At 59.7% G+C, this 26,689-nt stretch carries 23 protein-coding genes; 20 read left to right on the top strand and 3 right to left on the bottom strand.

Going from position 1 to position 26,689, the window contains the following annotated elements; genetic code table 11:
- Positions 1-451: 451 nt before the first annotated feature.
- The 3 genes from WKF55_07860 (at position 452) to infA (ending at position 3,224) form a co-directional block, all read left to right on the top strand.
- Complete coding sequence (locus WKF55_07860; protein ID MEJ7759496.1) at positions 452-2,395, top strand: multicopper oxidase domain-containing protein; 1,944 nt, start codon at positions 452-454, stop codon at positions 2,393-2,395.
- Positions 2,396-2,675: 280 nt separating this feature from the next.
- Positions 2,676-2,885 (top strand): cold-shock protein, encoded by a 210-nt coding sequence (locus WKF55_07855; GenBank protein MEJ7759495.1) that lies wholly within the window; start codon positions 2,676-2,678, stop codon positions 2,883-2,885.
- A 117-nt stretch (positions 2,886-3,002) separates the two neighbouring features.
- A complete protein-coding gene (gene infA / locus WKF55_07850) occupies positions 3,003-3,224 on the top strand; it encodes a translation initiation factor IF-1 (protein MEJ7759494.1) in 222 nt (73 codons plus the stop codon).
- 48 nt (positions 3,225-3,272) lie between these two features.
- Here the strand turns inward: infA and WKF55_07845 are convergent, their stop codons facing one another.
- Entirely contained in the window at positions 3,273-4,682 is a 1,410-nt protein-coding gene (locus tag WKF55_07845) for a M20/M25/M40 family metallo-hydrolase (GenBank protein ID MEJ7759493.1), read from the bottom strand.
- Positions 4,683-5,100: 418 nt separating this feature from the next.
- Here WKF55_07845 and WKF55_07840 point away from each other — a divergent pair, with 418 nt between their 5' ends.
- Positions 5,101-7,566 (top strand): zinc-dependent metalloprotease, encoded by a 2,466-nt coding sequence (locus WKF55_07840; protein ID MEJ7759492.1) that lies wholly within the window; start codon positions 5,101-5,103, stop codon positions 7,564-7,566.
- A 45-nt stretch (positions 7,567-7,611) separates the two neighbouring features.
- Here the strand turns inward: WKF55_07840 and WKF55_07835 are convergent, their stop codons facing one another.
- Positions 7,612-8,463 (bottom strand): M48 family metallopeptidase, encoded by an 852-nt coding sequence (locus WKF55_07835; GenBank protein ID MEJ7759491.1) that lies wholly within the window; start codon positions 8,461-8,463, stop codon positions 7,612-7,614.
- Positions 8,464-8,564: 101 nt separating this feature from the next.
- On the opposite strand from WKF55_07835, the gene WKF55_07830 reads away from it, so the two are divergent.
- Positions 8,565-9,266: a hypothetical protein gene (locus tag WKF55_07830; protein MEJ7759490.1), complete on the top strand. Its 702-nt coding sequence runs from the start codon at positions 8,565-8,567 to the stop codon at positions 9,264-9,266.
- Here WKF55_07830 and WKF55_07825 read toward each other — a convergent pair.
- Entirely contained in the window at positions 9,263-10,648 is a 1,386-nt protein-coding gene (locus tag WKF55_07825; GenBank protein ID MEJ7759489.1) for a hemolysin family protein, read from the bottom strand. The two genes, WKF55_07830 and WKF55_07825, sit on opposite strands and share 4 nt — an antisense overlap.
- Positions 10,649-10,876: 228 nt before the next feature.
- Between WKF55_07825 and WKF55_07820 the strand changes: the two genes are divergently transcribed.
- The 15 genes from WKF55_07820 (at position 10,877) to trmFO (ending at position 26,685) form a co-directional block, all read left to right on the top strand.
- The gene (locus tag WKF55_07820) at positions 10,877-11,239 is read left to right on the top strand and encodes a prepilin-type N-terminal cleavage/methylation domain-containing protein (GenBank protein ID MEJ7759488.1); all 363 of its coding nucleotides are present in this window, start codon (positions 10,877-10,879) and stop codon (positions 11,237-11,239) included.
- A 200-nt stretch (positions 11,240-11,439) separates the two neighbouring features.
- Positions 11,440-11,814 carry a prepilin-type N-terminal cleavage/methylation domain-containing protein gene (locus WKF55_07815; GenBank protein MEJ7759487.1) on the top strand — a complete coding sequence of 125 codons (375 nt, stop codon included), beginning with the start codon at positions 11,440-11,442 and terminating at the stop codon, positions 11,812-11,814.
- Positions 11,805-12,773 carry a type II secretion system protein gene (locus tag WKF55_07810; protein ID MEJ7759486.1) on the top strand — a complete coding sequence of 323 codons (969 nt, stop codon included), beginning with the start codon at positions 11,805-11,807 and terminating at the stop codon, positions 12,771-12,773. The genes WKF55_07815 and WKF55_07810 overlap by 10 nt, the downstream gene beginning before the upstream one ends.
- A complete protein-coding gene (locus WKF55_07805) occupies positions 12,770-13,213 on the top strand; it encodes a hypothetical protein (GenBank protein MEJ7759485.1) in 444 nt (147 codons plus the stop codon). The genes WKF55_07810 and WKF55_07805 overlap by 4 nt, the downstream gene beginning before the upstream one ends.
- A gap of 83 nt (positions 13,214-13,296) precedes the next feature.
- Entirely contained in the window at positions 13,297-14,328 is a 1,032-nt protein-coding gene (pilM, locus tag WKF55_07800) for a type IV pilus assembly protein PilM (GenBank protein ID MEJ7759484.1), read from the top strand.
- 21 nt (positions 14,329-14,349) lie between these two features.
- Entirely contained in the window at positions 14,350-15,126 is a 777-nt protein-coding gene (locus WKF55_07795) for a PilN domain-containing protein (protein MEJ7759483.1), read from the top strand.
- Position 15,127: 1 nt separating this feature from the next.
- The gene (gene pilO, locus WKF55_07790; protein ID MEJ7759482.1) at positions 15,128-15,754 is read left to right on the top strand and encodes a type 4a pilus biogenesis protein PilO; all 627 of its coding nucleotides are present in this window, start codon (positions 15,128-15,130) and stop codon (positions 15,752-15,754) included.
- A complete protein-coding gene (locus WKF55_07785) occupies positions 15,754-16,329 on the top strand; it encodes a hypothetical protein (GenBank protein ID MEJ7759481.1) in 576 nt (191 codons plus the stop codon). The genes pilO and WKF55_07785 overlap by 1 nt, the downstream gene beginning before the upstream one ends.
- The gene (locus WKF55_07780) at positions 16,326-18,359 is read left to right on the top strand and encodes an AMIN domain-containing protein (GenBank protein ID MEJ7759480.1); all 2,034 of its coding nucleotides are present in this window, start codon (positions 16,326-16,328) and stop codon (positions 18,357-18,359) included. The genes WKF55_07785 and WKF55_07780 overlap by 4 nt, the downstream gene beginning before the upstream one ends.
- Before the next feature lie 3 nt (positions 18,360-18,362).
- On the top strand, positions 18,363-20,780 hold the full coding sequence (locus tag WKF55_07775; GenBank protein ID MEJ7759479.1) for a hypothetical protein: 2,418 nt from the start codon (positions 18,363-18,365) through the stop codon (positions 20,778-20,780).
- Positions 20,781-20,873: 93 nt separating this feature from the next.
- Positions 20,874-22,061: a chorismate synthase gene (gene aroC / locus WKF55_07770; protein MEJ7759478.1), complete on the top strand. Its 1,188-nt coding sequence runs from the start codon at positions 20,874-20,876 to the stop codon at positions 22,059-22,061.
- Positions 22,051-22,584 (top strand): shikimate kinase, encoded by a 534-nt coding sequence (locus WKF55_07765; GenBank protein ID MEJ7759477.1) that lies wholly within the window; start codon positions 22,051-22,053, stop codon positions 22,582-22,584. The genes aroC and WKF55_07765 overlap by 11 nt, the downstream gene beginning before the upstream one ends.
- 40 nt (positions 22,585-22,624) lie before the next feature.
- A complete protein-coding gene (locus WKF55_07760) occupies positions 22,625-22,885 on the top strand; it encodes a DUF494 family protein (GenBank protein ID MEJ7759476.1) in 261 nt (86 codons plus the stop codon).
- Positions 22,886-22,888: 3 nt separating this feature from the next.
- On the top strand, positions 22,889-25,336 hold the full coding sequence (gene topA / locus WKF55_07755; protein MEJ7759475.1) for a type I DNA topoisomerase: 2,448 nt from the start codon (positions 22,889-22,891) through the stop codon (positions 25,334-25,336).
- Complete coding sequence (trmFO, locus tag WKF55_07750; protein ID MEJ7759474.1) at positions 25,333-26,685, top strand: methylenetetrahydrofolate--tRNA-(uracil(54)-C(5))-methyltransferase (FADH(2)-oxidizing) TrmFO; 1,353 nt, start codon at positions 25,333-25,335, stop codon at positions 26,683-26,685. The genes topA and trmFO overlap by 4 nt, the downstream gene beginning before the upstream one ends.
- Positions 26,686-26,689 lie beyond the last annotated feature (4 nt).

Below are 26,689 nucleotides of genomic sequence, written 5' to 3'. Positions count from 1 at the left end.
AAGGCACCTGAAGCCGTCCCACTTCGGTTCATACTGCCAGCCATCTCCGACCGGGATCTCGCCCTTCGTGGCCGCCTCCATGGGCGGATACTGAAGGTCGATCGGCAACCCGCTGAACCCGGTCTTCACTGGCTTCGCGTCTTCATGGCTTCGCGTCTTCATGGCTTGACGTGCTTATGTAAACTTTTGACACTCGACTTCTAACTCCTGCACTGCCGGTTCATCAGCCCCTGGACTTCAATCTCCCTGTGGGAACCATGGGCCATATAGCGGCGACGGTCAAGGAAACACACGGACCCTGTCTGCCGCGGCCGACTGAAAATGATTCCAATCGCCATAGCGCCGGAGTGTCATACAGCGGCGTGATATCCGAGGCGTGGCGATTCGCTGATCTATCTTGCGATTTTTACAAGGGTTGCGCACTTTGGCTGGCTCCCAACTGATGATGCAAATGCCATCACTGCTCACTCCTCGCCGATTCGCGAAGGATGTGCAATTCGCGATTGCCTTACTCGCCATAACTGCTGTTGCCGTGTCGTGTCGCACGCCGGTGCCGCAGATTTCCACTTCAAGTAGATCGACGGATATCTCGGTCGCCGCCGTGAGCGCAAATGACAACCGCGTTCCCGCTGGTAAGCTCGTCAACGGCAAGCTCGACCTCCGTCTCGTCATCGGTATGGCACGCTGGTACCCCGAGGCATCGGATGGTGCCTGGGTAGACGTCGCCGCATTCGCCGAGGAAGGCGGTAAGCCCCAGATCCCGTCGCCGCTCATCCGGGTTCCCATCGGAACCACCATTGTTGCGACCCTCAGAAATTCGCTCGCCGATTCCACTGTTTACATCTACGGACTGGGATCACCGCAATCCGGCACCACCGATACTCTGTCGCTTGCTCCTGGACAATCGCGCACGGTGACTTTCGCCGCAGCGAAAACAGGTACCTATCTGTATTACGCAACACTCGGCCGGATGGATCGCATCGTGTTGCGGCCTAACCCTCAGTATCGCCGCAGGATTGGAGAGCGTGAACAATTGGCCGGAGCTTTCATCATCGATTCGGTGAACGCGAATACCAATGACCGCATCATGGTGATTAATGGCTGGAGCGATCCGCCAGGCGCGAACGATTTTCGGAATGCGCTGTCGATCAATGGGAAAGCATGGCCACACACTGAGAGACTTGTCGCGCAAACCGGCGACAGTGTGAGATGGCGTATCCTCAACGGCAGCGCCCGTAACCATCCAATGCATCTGCACGGATTCTATTTTCGGGTAGACTCCCGCGGCAGTTTATTGCGGGATTCGACGTATGCAGCGGCCGACCGGCGGCTCGTGGTCACGGAAGTGCTGGCTCCGGGCGAAACTATGTCGATGGTGTGGGCGCCCGAGCGGCCCGGCAACTGGCTGTTTCATTGTCACGCTGTTTTCCATGTTGTGGACGAGGCCCGTCTTACCTCGATGCCGCGGGATTTACACACGTCCCACGGTGCCAAGCCAATGGAGCACATGGCCGGGCTGGTAATGGGTGTTTCCGTTCGCCCGGCGTCAGGCTTCGTTGGCGCTTCACGCGGTCCCGCGCGCCAGCTGAATCTTTTTGTCAATGAGGGAAAACCCAGAGGAATTGCACCCCGCGCGCTGAGTTTCGTGCTCCAGGAGGGTAACAAACCACCGGCCGACGATTCGGTGGTGATTCCGGGCAGTCCGCTGATCCTGCGCCGCGGTGAACCAACGGACGTTCGCGTCGTTAATCGGCTGGCCGAGGAGACGTCAATTCACTGGCATGGCATCGAGCTCGACAGTTACTCTGACGGGGTCGCGGGATTCAGCGGCGACCCCACCCGGCTCAGCCCGGCGATTCCGCCGAAGGGTTCGTTTATCGCGCAGTTGACGCTGCCGCGCGCCGGGACGTTTATCTACCACACGCATCTCAACGACCTTGAGCAACTCACTTCCGGGCTCTATGGAGCCCTTATCGTATTGGAGCGAGGCCAACGTTACGACCCGTCGACGGACCACCTGTTCGTTGCAGGTTGGGACGGCGAGTCGGTGCCGGGGACGCCCGGTACTCTTATCGTCAACGGCGGTAAGGCGATGACGCCCCTCCCATTCGCCCTCGGGAAGACGCACCGCTTGCGATTCGTGAACATCGGCCCTGCGGTCGCTTTCGTAGCGACACTCCGACGCGACTCGACTGTCGCAACCTGGCGGCGGCGCGCCAAGGACGGCGCTGACCTTCCGGCAGGTGCGGCGCAAGTCGTCCCAGCTTCACTACGTGCCGATGTCGGAGAAACTTTCGACACCGAGTTCACTCCAACAGTGACGGGCGCATACACGCTTTCGATCGCACATGCAGGCCAGCCTGTAAGGTACCTCGCGAAAATCACGGTAAAATGAAGAGAACCGGGTTGTGGCGCGGAACGACCCTAAACCGGCGTCCGATCCCCATTTAAATCCGGGCTTGACAAGGCTTGACCTTTTCATTGACAACGTGGCATAGGGTCACTACATTTTCAGTCTATTGCACACATGTGTGTGCACCGACTAGCCAGCGAACACCAAATGGGGACCTGGATAAAACCAGGTCTCTTTTCAGTTCAAAGGCTAGTCAGAACAAGGGTCGGCGGGTACGGCAACACCGGACTTCCGACGAACACCAACACGAGGAAGTACCAGAATGCGTACCACAGGAACTGTGAAGTGGTTCAACGATGCCAAGGGCTTTGGCTTCATCACTCCCGAGAACGGACAGAAGGATTGTTTCGTTCATCACTCCGCCATCAATGGCAGTGGCTTCAAGTCGCTGGCTGAAGGCGAGCGGGTCGAGTTCGACGTCGTGCAGGGCCAGAAAGGTCCAGCCGCCGAGAACGTAACGAAGGTTCGTTGATCCCACTCGCAGGCAGAGTGTAGCACAGGCAGGGCCATTCTGGTTTCAGAGTGGCCCTGTTTTTTGCCCCGCACTATTTACTGCTCGCATCACCACGATCGGTTCACACGGAGACTTATGGCCAAGGAAGAAGCAATCGAGTTGGAAGGGACAGTGACCGAAGTACTCCCGGACGCGACGTTCCGGGTGCTGGTTTCGAACGGACACGACGTTCATGCGACGATAGCCGGCAAAATGCGCCGGTTTCGCATCCGGGTTCTTGCCGGCGATCGTGTGACACTCGAAGTATCGCCCTACGATCTGACCCGGGGAAGAATCACCTTCAGGCACAAGGGCTAGTCCGGACTCTGGTCAAGCTGTTCGACAGCAACCTCTTGAATCCCGGAGTCACTGGGCGTATCGAAGGATGTCGTACACATAGCGCACCCCGAATATCACGTTCTCCACCGACAACCTTTCATTGTTTCCGTGTACGCCCTTCTGCCGCTCGGCCTGCTCGGTCTTGAAGGGATCGATGGCGTATGTGATTATCCCAAGCTTGCGGTAGGTCGGCCGGTCCGTGGCGCCAGTCTGCATCGGCGTCGTTACGAATGCACCCGGCTCTCTTTCCTTTGCAGCTTTCTCGATTGCCCGGAACAGATCGGTATCGGTAGGGCTCTCGAGAGGCGTCTTGGGCTGGAGGATGGTTGAAAAGTGAACTGCGGTGTCGTTCACAATCCTTTTGAGCGTCGCCAGCAGTGCGGCGGGGTCTGTGTCAGGGAGGAGCCGGATATCAATCTCCGCCGTTGCTTCGGGAGGAATAACGTTGGTCTTGTTCGACCCGTTCAGCGCTGTCAGCGATATCGTGTTCCGAAGGTAAGCGTTCCAGTAGACATCGCTCAGAATCCACTTCCGCGCTTCCGGGTTTGCGATCGCGCCACGGACGTTTGCAAGCCAACTCCGCCGTGGCTCCGGATACAGTCGCGATATGTCTCGAAAAAACTTGTCGACTCCGGGTGTCACATGCAGCGGTGTCTCATACTCAGCAATTTTGTTGAGTGCTGCCACCAGTCGTGGAACCGGATTCTGCGACGTTGGCCGGGACCCGTGGGATGGCACGCCCTTCACGGTCAGCCGCTGCCAGAAGGTCCGCTTCTCCGCAACTCCAACGGAGAAGTAATCCACCTTGCCGTTCTTCACGGAGTTTTCCGTCGCCTCGGTGATGATATACTCGACATCCTTCATCAGATCGGCGTGGTTCTTTACGAACATGAGCGCGCCGGTAGACGTGAACTCCTCGTCGGCGTTGGCGATGAACACGATGTCGCGGTTGAGCGTGACCCCTGAGCGTTTGAGCGCGATCATCGCCATGAGGTGCGCGACGGCCTCGCCCTTCATGTCGATTGCCCCGCGGCCCCAGATATAACCGTCCTTCACTGCGCCCGAGAATGGATCCACGCTCCACTGGGATGCAGTTGCGGGGACGACGTCCATGTGATGTACCAGCGCGATTGCCTTTTTCGACCCGTTGCCCTTGAGACGGGCATAAAGGTTTACGTGGCCCGAGCCCAGTTCCACCGAATCGAAGAGCTGCACGGGGATACCCTCGCGCTCGAGAATGCCCTTCAGAAATCGCGCGGCGGCGATCTCGTTGCCCGGCGGGTTCGTGGTGTTGATCCGCAGATACTCGGAGAGGATCCGCTGGCTCTGAGCGGCGATGCCGGTCCAGTCAGGCTGCGGTGACTGGCCGCGGTTCTGGGAGAACGCTGCTGTCGGAAGGGTTGCCAGCAGCGTGACGGAGAGAAGTACTCTGCGCATAGGTATCGGGGAAAAACGATTGCTCGTACAGGCGCTCATGGGGACGCAGGAAATTGCTGCGCACGCTCGGGTACGCGCAATGCTCATCGCGCGCAACGGAACGGCAAGTTTTTGGGTTGTGCAGAAGCCTGGCATCAGCTTCCTGTAACACCAAACTGAGAAAAGCCGACCCGTCAGGTCTCAGCGAGGCAGGAGTCCAGGTACGCGGTTCAGGTATGATGTTTACCAGGCCGCTGAACCTCGCGTGCCGGCATCTTGTGTTACCGGCCACTGACGGCTCGGCTTTTCCCAGTATTCAGTTACCGGCAACCCAGGCCCGGACTCAGGCCACCTCAAAACTGAATCAGTTCGCAGTTCCGCCACTTGCGATTCCGGTGTGCAGATGGGATAATCGCGCCTCCTCAAACGATTGCCGCAAATGAAAGTTTTCCGAACCATTCTCTGTGTCGCTCCGCTCGCGCTTGCTTCTGCCTGCGCTTCCGCACCGCGCTCACCGGCGGCCTCAGCCCGCATGACGACCAGCGCTGACTCCGCCCGTCGTTTCGCGGCAAAGACGGGCGGCATGGACCGGCGTGATGGATTCATTCCCATTTACCTCGACGCGAAGCAGGGCAAGATCCTTCTCGACATTCCCCGTGATTCGATGCGTGCCCTCATGTTCGTCGGGCTCGCCACCGGCCTGGGCTCGAATCCCATTGGCCTCGACCGGGGGGCGGGCGGCGACTCGTACGTCACGCGCTTCGACCGCAACGGCAACAGTGTTCTGGTTGTCTTCGAGAACTGGAATTATCGCAGCTCGGCGATTGACAACCCTGCGCACGTGCGCACGGTCATGGAATCGTTTCCGCCAAGCACGACCGCCGCATTGCCGATCCTGGCCGAAGAGGGCGGAAGATTTCTGGTGGATGCGACTGATTTCTTCATGCGTGACTGGAACGATGTTGCCGGAACACTGGCCAGCAGCAACGAAGGCAGCTACAGCGTGGCCCGCGACAGATCGAGCATCTACCGCGCCTATACGCGGGCTTTTCCTGACAACAGCGAAGTGGATGTCGCACTGACATTCTCGACGACGGGGCGGCCAGGGCAGACGGTGGCTTCCATCGCGCCGGACGGAAGGTCGATAACGCTGAGACAACACATATCGTTCGTTCGGTTGCCTGATGCCGGTTATCGCCCTCGAGTGCTCGACCCGCGAACCGGATTTTTCGGAATCACGTTCAAGGACTATGCGCAACCAATCCAGAGCCCGCTGGACCAGCGATGGATTTCCCGGCACCGACTCGAACGGGTAAATCCGTCCGATCCGCGCAGCGCGATCAAGAATCCGATTGTCTACTATATAGATCGCGGCATTCCCGAGCCCGTGCGAAGCGCGACACGGGAAGGCGCGCTCTGGTGGACGCAGGCGTTTGACCAGGCGGGGCTGAAGGGCGCTTTTCGGGTTGAAGACCTGCCCGAAGGTGTCGATCCGCTCGACGCCCGGTACAACGTTGTCCAGTGGGAGAATCGCAACGAGCGCGGCTGGTCGATCGGCGGGTCGATGGGAGATCCGCGCACGGGAGAAATCCTGAAGGCCCAGGCCCGCATGGACAGTCATCGGGCACGCACTGATTACAACCTCTACGCAGGTCTGATGGGAGCTGACGCGGCGGCGGCCGACACCGCTTTTGTGCTTGCGCGCATCCGCCAGGTGACGGCCCACGAAATCGGTCACACGCTCGGCATTGCGCACAACTACATCGCGTCGACCAATGAGCGCGCATCAGTCATGGACTATCCGCCGCCGCGGGTGCGGCTGACGAAAGGTGGCAACATCGACATCTCGACCGCTTACGGCGTCGGGGCTGGCGCATATGACATTTTCGCGCTCCGCTGGGGATATGGCATCTTCCCTGTGGACACCGAGCGGGACTCGCTTCGGAGCATAGTTGCTGACGGGCTGAAGCGCGGAATGTTGTTCCTGTCCGATGCCGACGCGCGCCCGGATTTCGCGTCGGACCCGCGCACCAATCTGTGGGACGACGCTGCCAATGCTTCTGAATTCCTTCGCCATCAGATGGCTGTTCGACGGGTGGCGATGTCCCGGTTCGGAGAGCGAAATATCCGGGTTGGAGAGCCAATCGCGCTGCTTCAGGAACGCTTTGCTCCGGTCTACCTGATGCACCGCTTCGCCATCAATTCGCTCGCCAAGACTGTCGGCGGGATGGAGTACAGCAACGCCATACGCGGCGATGGAATGCAGGCTACGCGTCCGATCGAAGGTGCTGCTCAGCGCACGGCATTGAATGCGCTCGTCGCTGCACTTCGGCCGACGGAGCTTGCTATTCCCGATACCGTTCTGACACTACTCGGCCCACGTCCCTTTTCATACGGGCCCTACGTGGAGCTTTTCAACAGCCGCACCCGGCCCGCGTTTGACGAGTTGGGTGCTGCCCGCACGCTTGCACAGATGGTGGCCGACGCGGTGCTGCAGCGAGAGCGCGCAGCACGGCTGATTCAGTTTGCGACCCGCGGCAGTTCTCAGCTGACCTTCGGCCAGACGATCGATGCCCTTACCGCCGATTGGAGTAATGCTGAGCGGAATGAGTCGCAGAAGATGAAGGCGCTGCGTCGCGTGGCTCAACGTGCAGTAGCCGACAGAATGTTGATGCTCGCCTCCGACAAGGAGGCTGCGCCCGAGGTGCGCGCAATTACGGAGCTGAAGATGGACGCGCTGAGAAAACGCGGTCGTAGCCTCGGCGCTGCCGGTAGTGAAGCTGAGCGTGCGCACTGGCTGTCAATTGCTGGTGATTTCGCGCGGTGGATCGAGAGGCAGGAGCTACCGACACCGACGCCAGCTCTACGCGCGCCACCGGGAGATCCGTTCGGCTCGGATCGGTAGCATGTACGGGAGGGTTGAGGCGCCTGAAGCGCGACCTGTTTGCGGTTACCGCGGCTGGTCGACCGGACCCGGTGCCCTTCGAGGTCGCGGAGGTTCCGGAAGACTTGCGACTCTCCTCTTGAATTCCCTGTAGCTCTGAATATCGCGAACCAGTCCCCGCATCTGGTCCGCGCCGGTCGCTTCGATTAACTGCCGCGAATTCCGCACCCGTGATTCCTCGAGCGGATGGGACGCAAACCAACCCTCTACTGCGGTTGGCTGGGTGCGCCTTTCCTGCATGAGCGTTTCGAAGAAAACCGGTATGCCGGCAGGATCGATCTTCGCTCTCAGCACGTTGACCACCGCTTCGGAGTCAGCCTGGAATTCGTCCTGACGGCTGTGTCTGGCCACCACCGCGGAACCTCCGATGTTGATCGCGGCCTGGCCTAACCCGTTATCGCAGAAGCTGGTCAGGGTACACGCCAGAGTTGCGACGACCCCGATCTTCTGCTGGTTCTGCATCTGCTTCACCGAGTGCCGCTGGATGATATGTCCAATCTCATGCCCGAGAACTCCCGCCAGCTCGTACATCTGGTCTGTAGCTTCAATCAGCCCGCGGTTGATATAGATGTAGCCACCCGGCAGCGCAAACGCATTTACCTGGTGGGAGTTGACGACGTAGAAGTGCCACTGGAGGTCGTTCCGCCGGGTAAGCTTGGCGATCGTATCCCCGAGCTCCGCGATGTACCCGGCAATGTAAGGATCTTCCACAATCGGCAGCTGTGCGCTCACTTCCTGCGCGGTCTGATCACCGAGCGCTACTTCCTGTTCCTGCGACACTTCGCAGGCAGCCATCGTCGATACGAGCGCTGCTAAAAGGCCCAGCCGCACGACATCATGAAACACGATCGTTCGCATGCCGACAGGAAGGGCAAGACGTGTTCCAGATGTACACGGCCTCGGGCCTCGGTATCATTTGAGGAATTCCGTGCGCGCCACTCTCCCGGGAGGATGCCATAATGCAACAGGTTTCCCGAATTTCCGCCGCAACGCCCACTGAAAATCATATCGCCGTTCGCCGTACCGCCCGTTTCCACACGCTGGGGCAACCAGGGCCAGGGATCCGCGACGTCTGGTTTGTCTGCCATGGTTACGGGCAACTGGCCGGAGACTTCCTGCAGGAGTTCATGCCGATCGCGGCTGACGATCGTCTCATCGTCGCCCCCGAAGCGCTATCCAGATTCTACCTCACGACGGCCGATGGATTTCACGGCGCCGATGCGCCGGTCGGCGCGACATGGATGACTCGCGAAGACAGGAAAGAGGAGATCAGCGACTACATCGCCTATCTCGATGCATTGTACGACAAGGTCTTCGACGCCGTCGATCGCAGCCTCACAACTGTCACGGTGCTTGGTTTTTCGCAGGGCGGCGCAACGGCGAATCGGTGGATCACAAGCGGACACGCCTGCGCAGACAGACTGATCATGTGGGGTTGCCTGCTGGCGAGCGATGCGGATCTGGCCCGCGCCGCCACCTTTTTCCGCAGTGTCGAGCTGGAGATTGTCTATGGCACTCGCGACAAATTTGCCGATAGCGGCATGATCGCGGATTATCAGCGGGTGCTGGCAGCCAATGACATTCCCTACCGGCTCACGACGTTCGTTGGGGGCCATCGAATGGATCGCAGTACGTTGCAGCAGCTGGCGCGGCGTGGTTAGGCCGATGTCTGGCCCCCGTCACCAGCCTTCGCGCCTGTTCCTCCGGGCGCGCGGTGCACTCGTAATGCCGCTATCCTGCGCCCATCCATCGCGATCACTTCCAGCTCACCGCCGGGTGATGGCACCCGATCGCCAATACGCGGGAGCCGGCCCAGCCGGGCAAACGCGTACCCGCCGAGCGTCGACCAGTCGCCCTCGGGAATCTGTACCCGGTGATCGGAACGAACATCGATCAGAGACATGGTACCGTCCAGCTCGAGAATGCCATTTGCCTCGATCGACCTTCGCGCGGCCATGTCGTATTCGTCCGAGATGTCGCCCATCACTTCTTCGATGAGATCTTCCATCGTAAGGATGCCGGCGGTGCCTCCATATTCGTCGAGAACGACTGCCAGGTGGGCCCGCGTCTTTCTCAGATCATCCAGCACGCGCTCGGCGGGCCGGCTGTCTGGCACATACAGCGGATCACGCAGCATGCTTGCGAGCGAAAAATCGGAGCCTTCGACTCGTAGCCACAGATCCTTTGCGAGGAAAACCCCGACTACGTCATCGAGAGATTCGCGATAGACCGGATATCGCGAATACCGCTCTTCGCGCACCACGGCCCACACTTCGTCTTCAGTGGCGTCGATATCAAGCGCGACGACATCCGTTCGCGGGCGCATCACGTCGCGCGCCTTCTTCTCATGAAAGTCGAAGACGCCGGCGAGCATTGCACTGTCCGATTCGTCCAGCGTGCCATGCGCCCGGGCCTGCATCACCAGCAGACGAAGTTCATCCGCAGAGTGACTTTGCTCTTCAGATACCGGATTGATACCAAACAAACGCAGAATCCAGTTCGCCGCTCCGTTGAACAACCAGATGAACGGAGTCATCAGGCGCGAAAAAATAATCAGCGGACGCGCCACGAACTTCGCGACACCCTCCGGATTCACAAGCGCCAGCGATTTGGGGGCGAGCTCGCCGAGAACGATGTGCAGAAAGGTCAGGATAAAAAACCCGAGTCCGAGCGAAAGCGCGCTGTGGGTTGTCCTGTCGTCAGGCAGTTCCATGCCGATCGACGAGAGCATGCCATCGAGAATTGCCCCCAGCGCTGGCTCACCAACCCACCCCAGTGCCAGCGAAGCGAAGGTAATTCCAAGCTGCGTGCCGGCGATATAACGATCGAGATGAGTCAGCGCTTTCTGCACAACGCGCGCGCCACCGTCGCCATTTGCCGCCATCTCGTCGATCCGGCTTCGTCTTACAGCAACCAGCCCGAATTCGGAAGCGACAAAGAATCCGTTCAGCGCCACGAGGAACAGGACAATGCCGAGCCGGGTCGCGATATCCCCCGAGTCGAGGTGCGGGACAGCCGCTGCCTGTAGCGCCAGAACGTTCATATCCTCCAAATCTACCTAGTACTGACCTTGAATTGACGGAGCGAGGCCTCCGCTCCAACTTGCACGCTCCCTGACAACAGCGACGAATCGTATAAGGCATTATGCTGCAACATGTTAGCGATTGCAAAACACTTTGGCGCGCGCGTTGCTTTTCTCCGGTGTGCGTCGTCTTCCCCCCCGTAGTAACGCAGACTTTCTACACTCTCTCTACTCTCTCAGGAGCAACGAATGGTCGCCAGCAAGAAGAAGGGCTTTACACTGATCGAGCTTTTGATCGTCGTCGTCATCATCGGCATTCTGGCCGCGATCGCGATTCCGAAGTTTGCGCAGACGAAGGAAAAGGCGTATGTCGCATCGATGAAGGCAGATCTGCGTAACCTCGCGACGTACGAAGAGAGCTTTGCTGCTGACAGCAACGGCGTGTATTTCTCGGGCAACGGTTCAGCCCAGGGTTTCCAGCCTTCAGCAAACGTTACCGTTACTGCAACGGCGATTGGCGCCCCGAACGCTTCATGGAGCGCGACCGCGAGCCACACGCTGACCAGCAAGACCTGCGCGTCATCGGCGCTCGGCCTGATCACCTGCACCTGATCCACGAGCCAGGGAGATCTTGACCAGCTCGCGGCGGCACAGTGCCGCCGCGAGTTGGCTCGGGTGATGTTGGGATAAGAGGCGGCCGCCTGGCCGTTTTTTTTTGTAAGCCCCCCACGTGCATTACTGCTGCAATCAATCGATGCGCCCGTGCTGTAGATGATGGACGAAGAGCAGCGCCGGGTGCGTATCGTCAGCGGATGCAACGACCGCCAGGATTGCGCCGCAAGGCTCGCTGCCCTTTCGGCGTCACTCTCATCGAAGTTCTGATTGCGATGATGATCTTCACCATCGGCGCTCTGGGATTGGCGGCAGCATCGGCCTCGATCGTTCGACAGATGGGATCGAGTGATCAGCGAGCCAATGCCGCGTCGACTGCTGGCGCGCGGTCCGAACGCTTCCACGCTTCCGGATGCGGGATCACTGCCAGCGGCACCGAACAGGCGGGTGGCTTGCGATCCGAGTGGACGGTCGAAAAGAGCAGATGGTCGGCCGAGCAGGATCAGCGGATAACGAGGCAAACTGCGTTGGGCCCGCGCGCGGACAGGTTCCTATCGGGTAGACCATGCGAGTGACTCGCCGTCACGAGCTAAGCGCTGCGCGTTCATCTTCAGCTCGTGGGTTTACGTTGATCGAAGTGATCGTGGCAACGGCGATCGCGGGGTTGCTGGGCGGAGCAGTGATTGCAACGCTTGTTCGCCAGCAGCGGTTCCATGTCGCAGCCACCGAGATGCTTGGCGTGCGGGCCCAGCTGCGGGACGCGGCCGATGTCCTCTTGTCGGATATCCGGAGCGCGGCAGTAGCTTCGTATGGAATCCCGCTGATGACCGATTCCGCGATCGAAATGGTCACTGTCATCGCATCGTCCGTGCTGTGCGATACGCCGTCAGGCGCGACGCTGAGGCTGCCGCCGTCGAAGATAGCGAATGGCAACACGCTCACGTCGATACTTGCCGAGCCGGAAGCGGGAGATGTAGCCATGCTGTTTGGAGCGCCATCGAATTCGAACAGCGTCGGTCGGTGGGAATCGATTGGCATCGTGTCCTTTTCGTCGCGCTCACTCGCTTTGTCGTGTCCGGCGTCAATGGGGTTCACGACCGAGGCAGATGCGGCCTCATTAGCGCAGGGATACTCGGTCACACTCTCCGCCTCGCCGACGCTCGCTGTACGCAAGGGCGCACCGGTGCGCTTCCTCCGGCGTGTCCGATACAGCCTATACCGGTCAGGTGATTCCAGATGGTATCTCGGCTATAGACGATGTGCCACATCGGCGCCATATGTCTGCGCAGGAGTGCAGCCAGTGAGCGGGCCCTACAACGGCTACTCAAGCAGTGGCACCAGCGGGCTGTCGTTTCGCTATCTCGATTCGACCGGCGTCGGGATAGCCCGGGGTTCAGCAGGAGTTGGGGTCGCACGCATCGACGTGGTGTTGCGCGGCTCAACAGCGAAAGATGTGAGCCTTACCGGCGATAGGCAGAAGACATATCGCGATTCGACAATCGTGAGTGTCTCCCCAAGGAACAGAGTCCGATGACACGCAAGCCGGGCTTTGCGCTCGCTGCTGCGCTTGCGGCGATTGTTCTGATCGCAGTGCTCATAACAAGTGTTCTGTTCGCTGCTGGCCAGGAGACGCGCGCATCGAGATCGTCGGTTCTCGATCAGCAGATATTTGCCTACGCTGAGCTTGCAGCCAGTCGTGCAGTGTCGTCATTCAACCCCGCCACAATGTCGGACGCATCCGCCGGTTATGTGTCCATATACCGGCTGCCGCGTGACGATCTGATGGAGAGCACCGTCTTCATAACGAAGCTCGACAGCGCACTGTTTCTCATCGTTGCCGAGTCAAGGAGCGGTGCGGCCGACGCAATACGACTGCGCAGACGCGTCGGAATCAACGTGCGTGCAACGCGCGATTCGCTCGGCGTCGAACGGGTCGTGCCAATCGATAATCTGTCGTGGACGGCTTTGTATTGACCGTGATGCGCCGCTGTTACCTCGCCGCCATGTGAATCGTGTCTGGCGTGCAATTGGCAGCAGTCCCCTACCCACAGGAAACAATGGCGCTTTTCGGCCGCAGGAAAACGACAGTAGGACTCGACATCGGCTCCGGCCTCATCAAGGTCGCAGTCATCGATCATGGCAAGGGAGCACCCGAGTTGGTGAAGGTCGCCATCACGCGCATTCAACCGGACGCCATCGTCGAAGGAGAGGTAATGGATCCCGAGATGGTGACCGATGCCATTCGCGCATCGCTGACTGCCGCGGAGGTCAAATCAAAACGCATCGTGACTGCAGTTGGCGGACGCGACGTGATCGTCAAGAAGATTCAGACGGAACGTGTCACGGCAAAGCAGGCGCGCGAGCTGATTCGATGGGAAGCTGAACAGCATGTCCCCGACGTCGGCTCAGTGGAGCTTGACTTCGAGATCCTCGACTCCGAGCGAAGCGCTGCTGAAATGAGCGTGCTTCTTGTTGCCGCAAAACGTGACCTGGTCGATGCGAAGCTGCGTTTGCTTGCTGACGCCGGCGTCACAGCCACCATCGTCGACGTCGATGCGTTCGCGCTTCACAACGCGTTCGAGGTTAGCTATCCCGACGCCATGAAGGGCATTGTCGCGCTGGTGAATATCGGCCATGAAATCACGAACGTAAATATCATGGATAACGGGGTTCCAATCCTCACACGGGATCTGCCACTCGGAACCCGGCGTTTCATTGAGGACCTGCAGCGGCAGCACGGCGTGACTGCTCGCGATGCGGAGAATCTCATCCGCGGCTACGATCGCTCACCCCAGCTGGACGCGGTGCTCGAGACGCGGACAGACGAAATTGCCGTTGGCGTCGAACGGGCGGCAGCTTCTCTCTCCGGCTCGAGAAATACGGCGCAGCTGCGGGCAGCATATGTCTGTGGCGGAGGATCGGGAACACCGGGACTGTCCGACATTCTCGCTGCCCGTATCAAGATGCCGGTGGAACACGCCAATCCGCTCGCGCGGCTGAACATTCGCGATGGAGCACTCGATTCGTTCGTGACCGACGATATCGCGCCGCTCCTCATGCTCCCCATCGGCCTCGCTCTCCGCCAGTAAGCGGCCTCACGGAAATCTGAAATGATACAGGTAAATCTCCTCCCTGGTTCGAGTGCGAAGTCACAGGGGCGCGCGGGCTTCGACATTGGTTCCACTCTGTCGTCGGTAACGGCTGGCATCAAGGACAAGTTCCTCCTCTCTGCCGTGGGTACCTTGAGCACAGTCGTGCTCGCTATCGGGTTTCTCTATCTTGGCCAGGCCACGCGCGAGCGTTCACTGGTGGAACGCGAGGTCCGTGCAGTAGAGGACTCGACAAGATACAACGTCGTACTCGCCACAAAAGCCAAGGCCGAGGCAACCCGGGATTCGCTTTATCACCAGGTGGCGATCATACGGTCAATCGACGACAGCCGATATCTCTGGCCCCACTTGCTCGAAGAGATCAGCAATGCGCTGCCGCAGTACACCTGGCTGACGGTGATCACTCAGACGAGTGCACCACCGAGCTCTGCAGCCTCCGATAGTGCCCAGAAAGCAGTGAAGCTTGCGGCGGAAAGCGGGGACAAAGCCAGTGAACAGGAAGCACCGGCCAGGAAGGCGCGCGCCGATTCCGTTCTGGCCGCCGCGTCCCGGTCAACAAAGTTTCGCGTTGTGGGTCACACGGTCGACATCCAGGCGCTGACGCTTTTCATGAAAACCCTCGAAGCGTCACCGTTCATTCAGAACGTGCAGCTCACCCGTTCGAATATGGTGCTCTTCGAGGGTAAAGAAGTGACCGAGTTTCACCTGGAAGCTGAGTCGCAGAAAGCGCCGCCGTTCCTGCTGAAAACCGTCGCGATGTCACCAGGAGGTAACTAACATGGCAATCGGGGCAAATCTTTCCCGGCGGGAACAGTCGCTCATCTCAGTTACGGTGGTTGCAATCGTAATTGCCGCAGCGTACGCGTACTTCCTCTACATACCGAAGCGCGAGCAACTCGCCGCGATTCAGCAGCATGTCGAAGTTCTCGACAAGAAAAACGCTCAGGCGAAAGCCGACGTCGCCAACGGCAGCATTGCGCGACTGCAACAGCAGGCAGTCGAGTATGACGCGAGCCTCAAGGTGATGCGCCAGCTGGTTCCAACCACAAATGAAGTTCCTGCGCTCCTGGAAAATGTGTCTACTGCCGCTCGCCGAGTGGGTCTCGACCTCGCATCAGTTGAGCCGATGCCCGTTCTGGTTGGGGAGCAGTTCGATACCTATAGATACAAGGTGTCGGTCAAAGGAGGTTACCACAACGTCGCCGGTTTTCTGGCCAACGTCGGCTCGCTTAATCGGATCGTCGCGCCGGTGGCACTCAATCTCAAGCACGTTCCCGTAGCCGAGAAGAAAAAATCACGGAGCAGGGATGGAGAGTCGATGCTCGCGACTGACTTCCAGATCCAGACCTACATCGCGCATGTCCCCACTCTGGCGGAAGCGCAGGCTGTCGAGGAGAAGAACTGATGACATTGAATCGGAGTATTGCGATCAGCTGCGCGGCCGTTGTTCTGGCGGGAGCGGCATTCGCTTTTGTAGCGAGAGCGCAAAAGCCGACGCCTCCCCGCGTGGTGCAGGTGTCGTCCACCAGTTCCAATCGTGGCGCGCCTGTCGCCCGCGTGCCTGGAACCTCGACTTCGCCGGCAAATGGAGCACCAACCACAACTGCAACACCGGCCGTTGCAGCGGCTGCACGCGACAGCGCCCGCGATCTGGTCATCAACCGGGAGACATACAACTACCCCGGTCGTGGCCGCCGCGACCCGTTTGTGTCGCTGCTGAACACCGAAGAATTGCGTCCGCTGCTTGCGGACCTGAAGCTGGTGGCGATTGCGTTCGACGCCACCGGTAGAAACTCGGTCGCGGTTCTCCGCGATCTGAGCACGAAGGAACAGTATCGCGTAAAAGTGGGCCAGGAGATTGGCCGCATGCGCGTTGTTGCCATCAACGAGAAGAACGTGGTGTTTGGAATCGAGGAGTTTGGTTTCAGCCGGCAGGAATCGCTGGCAATGAATGATTCAACCAAAGTGAGGACTCAATGAGGCAGTTTCTCGCGGCTTGCGCCGCTCTCGCGTTTATCCCCGCAGCCGGAAGTCTGCAGGCGGCTGCAACAGGCGCGCGAATGCTGGCCGCAAGCCATGCAGACCCCAGGGGTCCGACAGTGCGATCGGTAAGTGTCGTACCCTCGGCAGGTCGCGCCGAGATTGTCATCGGCGTCGATGCCTCGGTCGAGGTCGAGGACTTCGCCCTTGAGTCGCCGCATCGCGTCGTCGTCGATCTCAAGGGTGCAACGCTGAGCATGGCACCGCGCTACGACCGGCTTGCCCGGGGTGGTGTCGTCAATGTAAGGGCTGCTCAGTTCAAGCCAAACGTTGTACGGGTAGTCATCGAAATGACCGCCGCGCATCAGTACGAAGTCGTCCGCAAGGATGGACAGGTTCACGTCTCGGTTTCGGGCGGCGCTGCGTCATTCAGTGCCTGGCATTCGTCACCGGAGATGGCCGCTCGCTATGCCGTCTCGAATTCAGCCGGCGCGGTGGCTGCGCTGGCCGCATCGGTAACGCCGGACGCGAACATCAGTCGCGAACAGCCTTCTGATCGCAGTGCGCGAACCAGCACTCCCGAGCCCGGCTCGCATCGGATGTCACCGCCGGCGGTGATCTCCGAGCAGCCCCGAATCACCGTGACATATCAGGACGCCGACATCGGCGATGTCATCGCCGCGTTTGCCGCCTTCTCTGGCCGCACGATCGTAGTCGGCAGGGAAGTCGCAGGCTCGATCACTGCAGAGATCAAGAATCAGCCGTGGGATGTAGCGCTTCGCGCAATCCTGCAGGCGCAGGGACTGGCGGCGGCGGAGGATGCGCTGTCGGGCATCGTCACTGTCGACAGCTATCGCAACATTGCGGCAAAGCAGGCATCGGAGCCTTTGACGACTCAGCTTGTCGCTGTCAATTACGCAAGCGCCGCCTCACTCGTTCAGACTCTCAGCGGCCTGTTGGCGCGAGAATGTGCGCCCGGCGGAGTGCCCGAGGCTCAGCAGAACACCAGAACCAGCTGCTTTGCACGTGGTGCGGTCGCCGCGGATACTGCCACCAACACGCTTCTCATCACTGAGACGCCATCACGGATGGCGGACCTTCTCTCATATGTGCGCAATCTCGACGTCCGTACGCCGCAGGTCGCGATCAAAGCGAAGATCATCTTTGTCAACCGCACTGATATCGAGGAGCTCGGTCTTTCCTACGATTTCGGTACGGGCAACGATCAGTTCTTCAGCCAGCTCGTTCAGCGTGTCGATCCCACCACCACCAAACCCGTCGACACCAACGGAGATGGCGTTCCTGACTCCTTTGGCGGCGGCAGTCCCGTCACCGGCGACCGAGTGCTGCTTGGCGGAAATGCACTCTCCGCTCTAGCGAACGCCAACGCCCGAGTCGTAAACCCGGCGCTACGCCTCATCTTTTCGGCCGCACTAGGCAAGTTCCAACTCACGACGTTCCTGGATGCGCTTCAGGAAGTGAGACTGGCGGATCTTCAGGCAGAGCCGAGCATCGTCACCCTCGACAACCGGAAAGCCGAGATTCTCGTCGGCCAGGAAATCCCGATTCGCGTGCTGGATGTAGGTACACAAGGCGGTCAACAGGGCGGTCAGAATAACAATCAAGTGCCTCGCGCCACTGTGCAGCTGAAAGAAGTCGGCATCATTTTGAGCGTGACGCCGCACATCACGAATAACCGCCAGATTTTCCTGAAGCTTCATGCCGAGAACTCCGACGCGCAGCTGGCATCGTCCGACGTCGGGTTCATCTTCGGGAAACAACGCGCGGACAATCAGCTTCTTGTCGGCGACGGCGAGACAGCCGTAATCGGAGGTCTGACCGTCACACAGGTGACCAGCTCGAAATCTGGAATACCGCTGCTCGTGGATCTTCCCATAATCGGAAGGTTATTCGGCACTACTCGCACGTCGGAGCAGAAGCGCGACCTGTTGATACTCGTTACCCCGCACATCATCGACGAGGGAGAGCGTACGCTCTCGCCTCGCACGGCTCCCGGCAACAGACAGTAGAACATGACTCTCAATATGATCCTCATGCGCCCGTCTCACGCCCGGGCGATCCTCGCCGCCGCTTCAATCGTGGCCGCTGGTGCCTGTTCGGATTCATTGTCGTCTGGCGGCAACACCTTCGGAGACAAGTCACCGCCCGCGGTCAATTTGTCCAAAGGCGGGTCCGCGCCAGATACGGTGATCACATTCCAGGTGGATGTGAAGGACAACCTGGGCATCAAGTCGGTAAAGGTGATGGTAAGCGGTGGTTTGACATTCCAGTTTGATACTACGTTTACAAGCGCGGTCACGGAAACTTCCATCCCTTTCAATCTCTCGGTGCCGCGAAGCATCGCGCCGGGTACGCCGGTAATGGTGCTTGCATCGGCAATCGACGGAGCATCGAACAAATCGAGGGTCGATTCGCTTCAGCTGACAGTCGGCAACGTCCCGCCGGCAGAGGTGCGCATCACCAGTCCGGCGAGTGGCACCACCGCCGTGGTTGGCAAATCGATTATCATCTCGCTCTCGGCCCGGTCAGCGGTCAAGGTGAGGGCCGTGGGCTTCCGCACCACCGGCGGCCTGGTGATCGCCGATTCTACCGCATACTCCAGCCCGCTCCGCGATTCCGTGAACGTTATCGATACCGTTGCGATTCCGGCTAGCGCGCCCCTCGGGCCCCTCACCATTTCTCCCTTCGTCATCGATTCACTCGGCCAACGAACGGTGGGCCCGGCGATTGTCCTCAACATCCAGCCACTCTCGGCGATCAGCTCGACTCCGGTAGTGACGTTCAGCCACTCACCACGCATCGAAGTGGGCGACACTCTGCACGTCGAAGCCACCGATCAGACAGGCATCACCACGCTCGGCTGCGAGGTGCGCCGAACAATCGGCGGAGCGATTGACGCGAAAGATTCCATCGTCTCGAATGGAAGCATCACGTCCCAGCTCAAGACCTTCGAGCTCCGTCTTCCGTACTCCACGTTCCCAACGACGGTGTATATCCAGGCCTTCGCAAGGAACTCAAACGGAACCCGCGCGTACGCCAAGCTGCCCGGTGGCATGGACCGCATCGATACAGTGATGGTTGTCGCTGGCTCCACGCGGCCGCTGCCAAGCGGCGGCTTGGCGGCTGACGCACTCTATCACTCACGCACGGACCGGCTTTACCTCACCAATATCACGAGGAATCAGCTTGAAGTGTTCAGTCTCGCCGACTCGTCGTTCAAATCACCCATCGTGGTGGGCTCGCGGCCGTGGGGATTGACGGCATGGCCGCGTGACCACAATGATGTCATGGGCGATACACTGATTGTCGCCAATTCCGGCGGCACCGACCTCAGCTACGTGAATCTGAATGCAGGGAGCAGCGGCCGCGAAGTGTTCAGGTACGCATTGCCAAATATCGTTGCGTTCACTGTCACATCAACACGGACAAACGCAGGCCTGCTAATTCAGCAGCGCACCAAATATGACTTCAGCGATCGTCCTCAGTTCGTTGCAGCGACCTGCAACGGCGGCGGGACGGCGTGCGGTGATATCATCGTCACGTACTCCACCACGCCTACTCCAGGCCAGAGCACTCCCTTCGAGAGCAGGAATGGCACTCTGCGCTGGGAGAACCTCAGCAGGAGTTCCTCGCACTTCTTTTTTGAACAGGCGATGGGACAAGGGCTGAACAGCTCGGACACTCTTGAAATCCTCCGATATGACGCCAACGGCGGCGACGTAACGGCGCTGGTCCCCTACATGCAGGAGGTCACATCTTCGAACGGCCGGAAATCCAACTATTCGGTTGTTGTACGGGCTCGCGAGATCGGCTTCCGTGATACCACTTTCGTCCGAAACTCCGGGAACTTCCGGCGCTCGGTATTTGGTGAAGGAGGCGCGGCAGGAGGCGCACGAGCGATGACCTACGATGCCAACCGCGGCTTCGACTCGACGATGGTATTCTCCGATGGAAGCATCGGTAAACTTCCAGTTCCAGCGATCGATCGGGGAATTTCGCCCTCGTTCGATGTGGGGGACTTCATCGCCAATACCTTTGCCAAGGTGCAGGGTGTCGCCACGAATTTCGATGGCTCACTCTCGGGAATCAGGGCCGACTCGACCTATCTTCTCAATCCGGCACTGCGGCTGCAGGGAATCTTCGGAACCACTCAGAGCAATGCCGGTCTTGATTTTCATCCGCTCAACAGCGGTCCGAATTCCTTTCCACTCTCCACACGACTGGCCTTCGCAGCGTCGGCCGAGCCGGTGATCGAGATTTTTGACAGCTACTGCTACAAGCGGGTTGGAAGCGTTCCCATCCGCGAGCCGATCATTGGTCCAATCAAAGCAGCGCTTCGTCCCTCGACGGGCCAGATTGTGCTCGTCGGCTCGACCAGGGGCGGGGTTGTGATAGTTACTCTGCCGAATACTTTTACAACGACCTGTTGACGGTGTGAAAGGGCAGCGACTGCTGCGCGACACAGCTTCATGGAATGTTGAATGCGAGCCCGGTCATCCCGGGCTCGTTTTCGTTGGAGGGTGATGCTGCGTTTTACGACCGCGGGCGAATCCCACGGACCAGCGCTGATCTCAATACTCGAAGGCGCGCCTTCGGGCATTCCGCTGCTTGCGTCCGACGTCGACGCCGACCTCGCTCGTCGTCAGCAGGGCTACGGCCGCGGACGCCGCATGCAGATCGAACGTGACGCGGTCGAATTCCTGTCAGGTATCCGGGCGGGACATACCATCGGTTCTCCGGTTGCCATGCTCATTCGGAATCGCGACTGGGCCAACTGGAGCTCGATCATGGATGCGGCTCCAGACCCAACCGATGCTCCGCGCAAGCGTGCGATCACCCGCCCGCGGCCAGGCCATGCTGATCTCGCCGGAATGCTCAAGTACGACCGCGACGATGCGCGCGACATTCTGGAGCGTGCCTCGGCGCGGGAAACTACCGCACGGGTCGCCGCGGGCGCGGTCTGCAGGAAGCTTCTGGCCGAGGTAGGTGTCACGATCGGAAGCCACCTGGTTGAGCTCGGCGGCGTCAGGTCGGCGGTACCTGTAGAGCTCCCCGCGGACATCAACGGTGTCGCCGCTCGATCGCCTCTCCGCACTCTCGACAGCAACGCGGAAGCGGAAATGATCGCGGGCATCGACGCCGCCCGAGAGTCCGGGGACACCCTGGGCGGAGTGTGCGAGGTGGTGTGCCGTGGCCTTCCGATAGGTATGGGGTCCCATATATCCTGGGACAGAAAACTGGACGGGCGTATCGGAGCGGCAATGATGTCGATTCCTGCTGTCAAAGGGGTGGAGATAGGTCTGGGGTTCGAAGCGGCGAGGCGTCGCGGGTCTCAGGTCCACGACGAGATACATGCAAGCCCCGACAATGCCCGGGCCGGTGATACCACGAGGCATACCAATCGTGCAGGGGGTCTCGAGGGCGGAATGACGACCGGCGAGGCCCTGGTCGTGCGGGTTGCCATGAAGCCGATCAGCACATTGATGCGACCGCTCGCCACTATAGAGATGGAGACGGGCGCACCGGCGGCTGCGGTTGCCGAGCGCAGCGATGTCACCGCGGTTCCCGCAATGGGCGTTATTGCCGAGGCGATGCTCGCTTTCGTGCTGGCTCAGGCGTTGATCGAGAAATTCGGCGGCGATTCCCTGAGCGAGCTGCACCGCAACCTTGATGGGTATCTGGCGAGGATCGCGGAGCGGCGTGGGCGCTGATACTCCCAATGTCATCCTCGTCGGGCTGCCTGGCGCGGGCAAGACCACGGTGGGACGCGCCGCGGCAAGGCTGCTCAACTGGCCCTTCATCGATTTCGATACGGAGATCGAGCATCGGGAGCATGCTTCGATTGCCGCGATTTTTGCCACAAAGGGCGAGGCGTACTTCCGCGGGCTCGAGAAGTCGCTTTCGGCAGAGCTGACGAGTTGCAGGAGAACGATGATGTCTGCCGGAGGGGGATGGATAACGAATGCCGATTCGGTGGCACTTTTGCGTTCGACCTCGCGTATCATATACCTTAGAGTGGCACCCGGGCAGGTTATCGATCGGCTGGTGAGATCGCGCTATCGGCGGCCGCTGCTGGATGTGCCGGATCCCTACATTGCGCTTGCAGACCTGTACCGTGAACGGCAACATCTGTATGAAACTGCCGATGTCACGATCGACGCTGAAGTCGTTGACAGAAAAGAAGTTATAGATCAGGTGCGGTTGTACGCAGAGTCAATCGGACAAGTCGATTGATTCCTTGCCGCACCATTGACACAGAAATAGGTTATTGAAAATGGATGACCGTTTACCGGTTTTGATGACGTTCAGAGTGATGGGCCCGCACGAGCGAGGCAGATTTGCTCCCGATGCGTGGGGTCACCTGCTCTCGCTGGCAGGGTCAGGTGCGATCAACCCTGTGGAGCTGGAGCACATCATTGAACGGGCACTGGTGCAGATCGACGGGCGAATCGCGCTCGATGATCTTCGCGGGATGCTCGAAGGCTCGGGGCTCGAGGACACCGGCGGTCCGGGCGAAAGCCAGTCGGTGCACTGAGCAATGGCCAGCACACGAAAAAATTCCGCAAAGAAAACCACCGGCCGGAAGACGGCGGCAAAACCGCGGATTGCCAAGCCGCGGGTTGCCAAGCTGCCACCGGCGGATGAAGGTCCGGCCCCCGAGCCCGGGACCACCTCACTCGTCATCGTCGAATCGCCTGCTAAAGCGAAGACCATCGGCAAGTATCTGGGCCGGGGGTATCGCGTCAGGGCAACGGTCGGACATATTCGCGACCTCCCCGAGAAAAAGATTGGAATCGATATCGAGAACGGCTTCGAACCAGAGTACGTCACGATTCCGGGGAAGGAAAAAGCCCTTGCCGATCTCAAGGTCGCAGCAAGGGACAGCCGCGAGATCCTGATCGCCACCGATCCTGACCGCGAAGGCGAGGCGATTGGCTGGCATGTCGCCGGGCAGATGCGCCGGAAGAATGGTGCGCCCATCAAACGGGTTCTCTTCCATGAGATCACCAAAGAGGCAGTGCATGCGGCAATTGCCCGTGCGGGCGATATCGATGAGCGCAAGGTTGAGGCGCAGCAGGCGCGTCGGGTGCTCGACAGGCTCGTTGGGTACAAGGCGAGCCCGGTTCTCTGGAAAACTGTAAAAAAGGGTATTTCTGCCGGGCGCGTACAAACTGTGGCGCTGCGCCTCCTTGTCGAGCGAGAGCGGGAGATCAACGCGTTCACGGCGGTCGAGTATTGGACGATTCTTGCGACGCTGTCGAAAGACGGTCAGGAGTTTTCCGCCAAGCTCCACCACATCGACTCGAAAAAAGCCACCATTCCCGACGAACGGTCCGCTGCTGAAATTCTGGCGAATCTCCGCGGGCGGGAGACGTTCGGGGTGACCGATGTGAAGCGAAGGGAGCGGAGGAAAAACCCGGCGCCTCCGTTCACGACAAGTACGCTTCAGCAGGAAGCCGCAAAGAAGCTGGGTTATGGATCGAAGCGGACGATGCGACTGGCGCAGGATCTCTATGAAGGCATCGATATCGGTGCCGAGGGAGCAGTCGGTCTCATCACATATATGCGAACAGACTCGACTCGTATTTCCGAGACATCGGCGATGCAGGCGCGCGACTACGCTGAGATGCTCTACGGCAAGAACTATCTGTCGTCGGCGATGCAGCTTTACGGCGATGCCAAGGCGAAGAACACACAGGACGCGCACGAGGCTGTGCGGCCAACCGATCCCTCCCGTCGGCCGGAGCACATCGAGCGGTATCTGAAACCCGATCAGTTCAAGCTGTATCAGCTCATCTGGCAGCGGTTCATCGCTTCACAGCTTGCGCCTGCCCGCTTCGATACAACGACGGTTGATTTCGATTTATCGGCGCCAGGCAATGGTACGGCTGCCCCGCTTCCGTACCTGTTTCGTGCCACCGGAAGTGTGATGAAGTTCGATGGGTATCAGAAAGTGTACAAGGAGACCCGGGAACAGGGTGACGGGCATGGGCGCGCGCTCGAGGACGAGCAGCCGCTGCCGCCAGTCGAGGTCGGTGAGAACGTGCCTGTGCGGAGCATCACCCCCAGCCAGCATTTCACCGAGCCGCCACCGCGCTTTTCCGAAGCGAGTCTTGTAAAGGAGCTGGAGAGGCTGGGCATCGGGCGCCCGTCAACATATGCATCGATCATCTCGACTCTCGTCGACCGCCGCTACGCGCAGCTCGAACAGCGGCGTTTCTTCCCGACGAAGCTCGGCGATCAGGTCGAGCGCGTCATGGTGAAAAGTTTTCCTGACATCTTCAACGTCACATTTACTTCTCATATGGAAACCGATCTCGATCGGGTCGAAGAGGGCAACGTGAACTGGCGCATTATGCTGAAGGATTTTTACGGGCCGTTTGCAACGTCGGTAGCCGGTGCAGATATCGATGCGCTGATCGCCGAGGCGCACGATCTCTCCGCGCTTGAAACCGATCGCTGCCCGGTGGACGGCGGCCGGCTTGTCGCGCGCGGTGGATTCTTCGGGCCCTTCATTGCGTGTGAAAACCACCCGAAGGAATGCAAGTACACTCGTCCCCTCAGCGGAGAGCGGAAGCCGGCGCAGCTTACCGATCAGATGTGCCATGAATGTGGCGAGGCAATGGTGATTCGCCACGGCAGGTCAGGCGATTTTCTAGGCTGCAGCAAGTTTCCGAAATGCCGTGGCACCCGTTCCATGCCGACGGGAGTAAAGTGTCCCAAGGATGGCGGTGACATCGCTGTACGCCGATCGAAGAAACGAGGTAAAGCGTTCTACGGATGCGCGAATTACCCGGCCTGTGATTTTGTCATCTGGGACAAACCAGTCGCTGAGGTTTGCCCGGAATGCGGCTATGCGGGCGCCGAGATGAAGTCGAACAAGACCCGCGGCGAATACCGGCGTTGCATAAGTTGCGCGAACGAATGGGAGCCGGCGGAGGCGGATCGGTCGTCGGAGCCTGGGCCCGAGGCGGTGGCTGTGTGACCAACGCTGCGAGTGTTCAGATTGTAGGAGGCGGGCTTGCCGGTTCGGAGGCTGCGTGGCAGCTGGCTGAACGGGGGCATCGTGTAATTCTCCACGAGATGCGGCCACTCAAATCAACGGCTGCTCATCGCACCGGACATTTCGCTGAGCTCGTCTGTTCGAACACGTTCAAGAGCACGGAGACAACCAACGCGCACGGACTGCTGAAGGCGGAGATGCGTGTGCTTGGATCGATGATTCTTCAATGCGCCGATGATGCCCGCGTTCCCGCCGGCAGTGCCCTGGCTGTCGACCGCGAAATCTTTGCCGCTGCTGTTTCAGCGCGCATCCAGTCCCATCCGAATATCGAAGTTCAGAGGGGAGAGGTCACCACAATGGAATCTCCCTGCGTCATTGCGACGGGGCCCTTGACGTCGGATTCGTTCGCGAAGTGGGTGCAGGAGCGACTGGGCGTTGGGTCGCTGGCTTTCTACGACGCTATTGCCCCTATCGTTTCGCGGGAATCAATCGACGAATCGATTGCATTCACTGCGTCACGGTACGATCGGGAGACGATGGAGGGTGTGGGCAGCGAGGGATCGTATCTCAACTGTCCCATGTCCCGTGCGGAGTACGAGGGTTTCATCGCTGCGCTGGTGTCTGCAGATCAGTTCCATGGGCATGAATTCGATGCTGTCCCATACTTTGAGGGCTGCATGCCGGTGGAGGTTGCCGCGTTGAGGGGGGCCGATACCCTCCGTTTTGGTCCATTGAAGCCGGTTGGTCTGATAGACCCGCGCACGGGCCGGCGACCCTGGGCCGTAATACAGCTCCGACGCGAGGATCGGCATGGCCGGATGTGGAATATTGTCGGCTTCCAGACCCGGCTTCGCATTCCGGAACAGCAGCGGGTGTTACGCATGATTCCCGGGCTCGCCGGCGCGGAGTTTCTTCGGTATGGGTCGATCCACAGAAATTCCTATGTGAACTCCCCTGCCGCCTTGTCGCCTCATTTATCCGCCCGCGATAATAGCGCAATCCTGTTCGCGGGCCAGATAACCGGCGTCGAGGGTTACACCGAGAGCGTTGCCACGGGTCTGCTGGCCGGCCGCAATTTGTCGAGAATTCTTTCGGGGCATTCTCCTGAGATTCCTCCTCCTGTGACGATGCTTGGCGCTCTTTACAGATATTTGCGCGAAGCCGATCCGGCGCACTTTCAGCCGATGAATGCGAACTTCGGGCTGGTCGATGAGCTTCCTGAGGTTGTGCGAGACAAGAAGCGGAAGCGGGAATTGATCGCCGAACGGAGCCTGACGGAAATGACGGCGTGGTCGGCATTGCATGCGGGAGATCTTGACCTGGTTGCCTGACCAG

The sequence above is a fragment of the Gemmatimonadaceae bacterium genome (assembly GCA_037721215.1).
Classification (GTDB): domain Bacteria; phylum Gemmatimonadota; class Gemmatimonadetes; order Gemmatimonadales; family Gemmatimonadaceae; genus UBA4720.
Note: the sequence above shows the minus strand (reverse complement) of the source record. Positions and strands in the feature narration are given on the sequence as shown.

Excerpts from the sequence above, each read along its gene's own strand:
- WKF55_07795 (MEJ7759483.1), top strand. The coding sequence starts at position 14,350 with ATGATACAGGTAAATCTCCTCCCTGGTTCGAGTGCGAAGTCACAGGGG.
- WKF55_07810 (MEJ7759486.1), top strand. The coding sequence starts at position 11,805 with ATGCGAGTGACTCGCCGTCACGAGCTAAGCGCTGCGCGTTCATCTTCA.
- topA (MEJ7759475.1), top strand. The coding sequence starts at position 22,889 with ATGGCCAGCACACGAAAAAATTCCGCAAAGAAAACCACCGGCCGGAAG.
- WKF55_07860 (MEJ7759496.1), top strand. The coding sequence starts at position 452 with ATGCCATCACTGCTCACTCCTCGCCGATTCGCGAAGGATGTGCAATTC.
- WKF55_07760 (MEJ7759476.1), top strand. The coding sequence starts at position 22,625 with ATGGATGACCGTTTACCGGTTTTGATGACGTTCAGAGTGATGGGCCCG.
- WKF55_07785 (MEJ7759481.1), top strand. The coding sequence starts at position 15,754 with ATGACATTGAATCGGAGTATTGCGATCAGCTGCGCGGCCGTTGTTCTG.
- WKF55_07815 (MEJ7759487.1), top strand. The coding sequence starts at position 11,440 with ATGCAACGACCGCCAGGATTGCGCCGCAAGGCTCGCTGCCCTTTCGGC.
- pilO (MEJ7759482.1), top strand. The coding sequence starts at position 15,128 with ATGGCAATCGGGGCAAATCTTTCCCGGCGGGAACAGTCGCTCATCTCA.
- WKF55_07820 (MEJ7759488.1), top strand. The coding sequence starts at position 10,877 with ATGGTCGCCAGCAAGAAGAAGGGCTTTACACTGATCGAGCTTTTGATC.
- WKF55_07835 (MEJ7759491.1), bottom strand. The coding sequence starts at position 8,463 with ATGCGAACGATCGTGTTTCATGATGTCGTGCGGCTGGGCCTTTTAGCA.
- pilM (MEJ7759484.1), top strand. The coding sequence starts at position 13,297 with ATGGCGCTTTTCGGCCGCAGGAAAACGACAGTAGGACTCGACATCGGC.
- aroC (MEJ7759478.1), top strand. The coding sequence starts at position 20,874 with ATGCTGCGTTTTACGACCGCGGGCGAATCCCACGGACCAGCGCTGATC.
- WKF55_07845 (MEJ7759493.1), bottom strand. The coding sequence starts at position 4,682 with ATGCGCAGAGTACTTCTCTCCGTCACGCTGCTGGCAACCCTTCCGACA.
- WKF55_07780 (MEJ7759480.1), top strand. The coding sequence starts at position 16,326 with ATGAGGCAGTTTCTCGCGGCTTGCGCCGCTCTCGCGTTTATCCCCGCA.
- WKF55_07805 (MEJ7759485.1), top strand. The coding sequence starts at position 12,770 with ATGACACGCAAGCCGGGCTTTGCGCTCGCTGCTGCGCTTGCGGCGATT.
- WKF55_07855 (MEJ7759495.1), top strand. The coding sequence starts at position 2,676 with ATGCGTACCACAGGAACTGTGAAGTGGTTCAACGATGCCAAGGGCTTT.
- WKF55_07825 (MEJ7759489.1), bottom strand. The coding sequence starts at position 10,648 with ATGAACGTTCTGGCGCTACAGGCAGCGGCTGTCCCGCACCTCGACTCG.
- infA (MEJ7759494.1), top strand. The coding sequence starts at position 3,003 with ATGGCCAAGGAAGAAGCAATCGAGTTGGAAGGGACAGTGACCGAAGTA.
- WKF55_07830 (MEJ7759490.1), top strand. The coding sequence starts at position 8,565 with ATGCAACAGGTTTCCCGAATTTCCGCCGCAACGCCCACTGAAAATCAT.
- WKF55_07840 (MEJ7759492.1), top strand. The coding sequence starts at position 5,101 with ATGAAAGTTTTCCGAACCATTCTCTGTGTCGCTCCGCTCGCGCTTGCT.
- WKF55_07775 (MEJ7759479.1), top strand. The coding sequence starts at position 18,363 with ATGACTCTCAATATGATCCTCATGCGCCCGTCTCACGCCCGGGCGATC.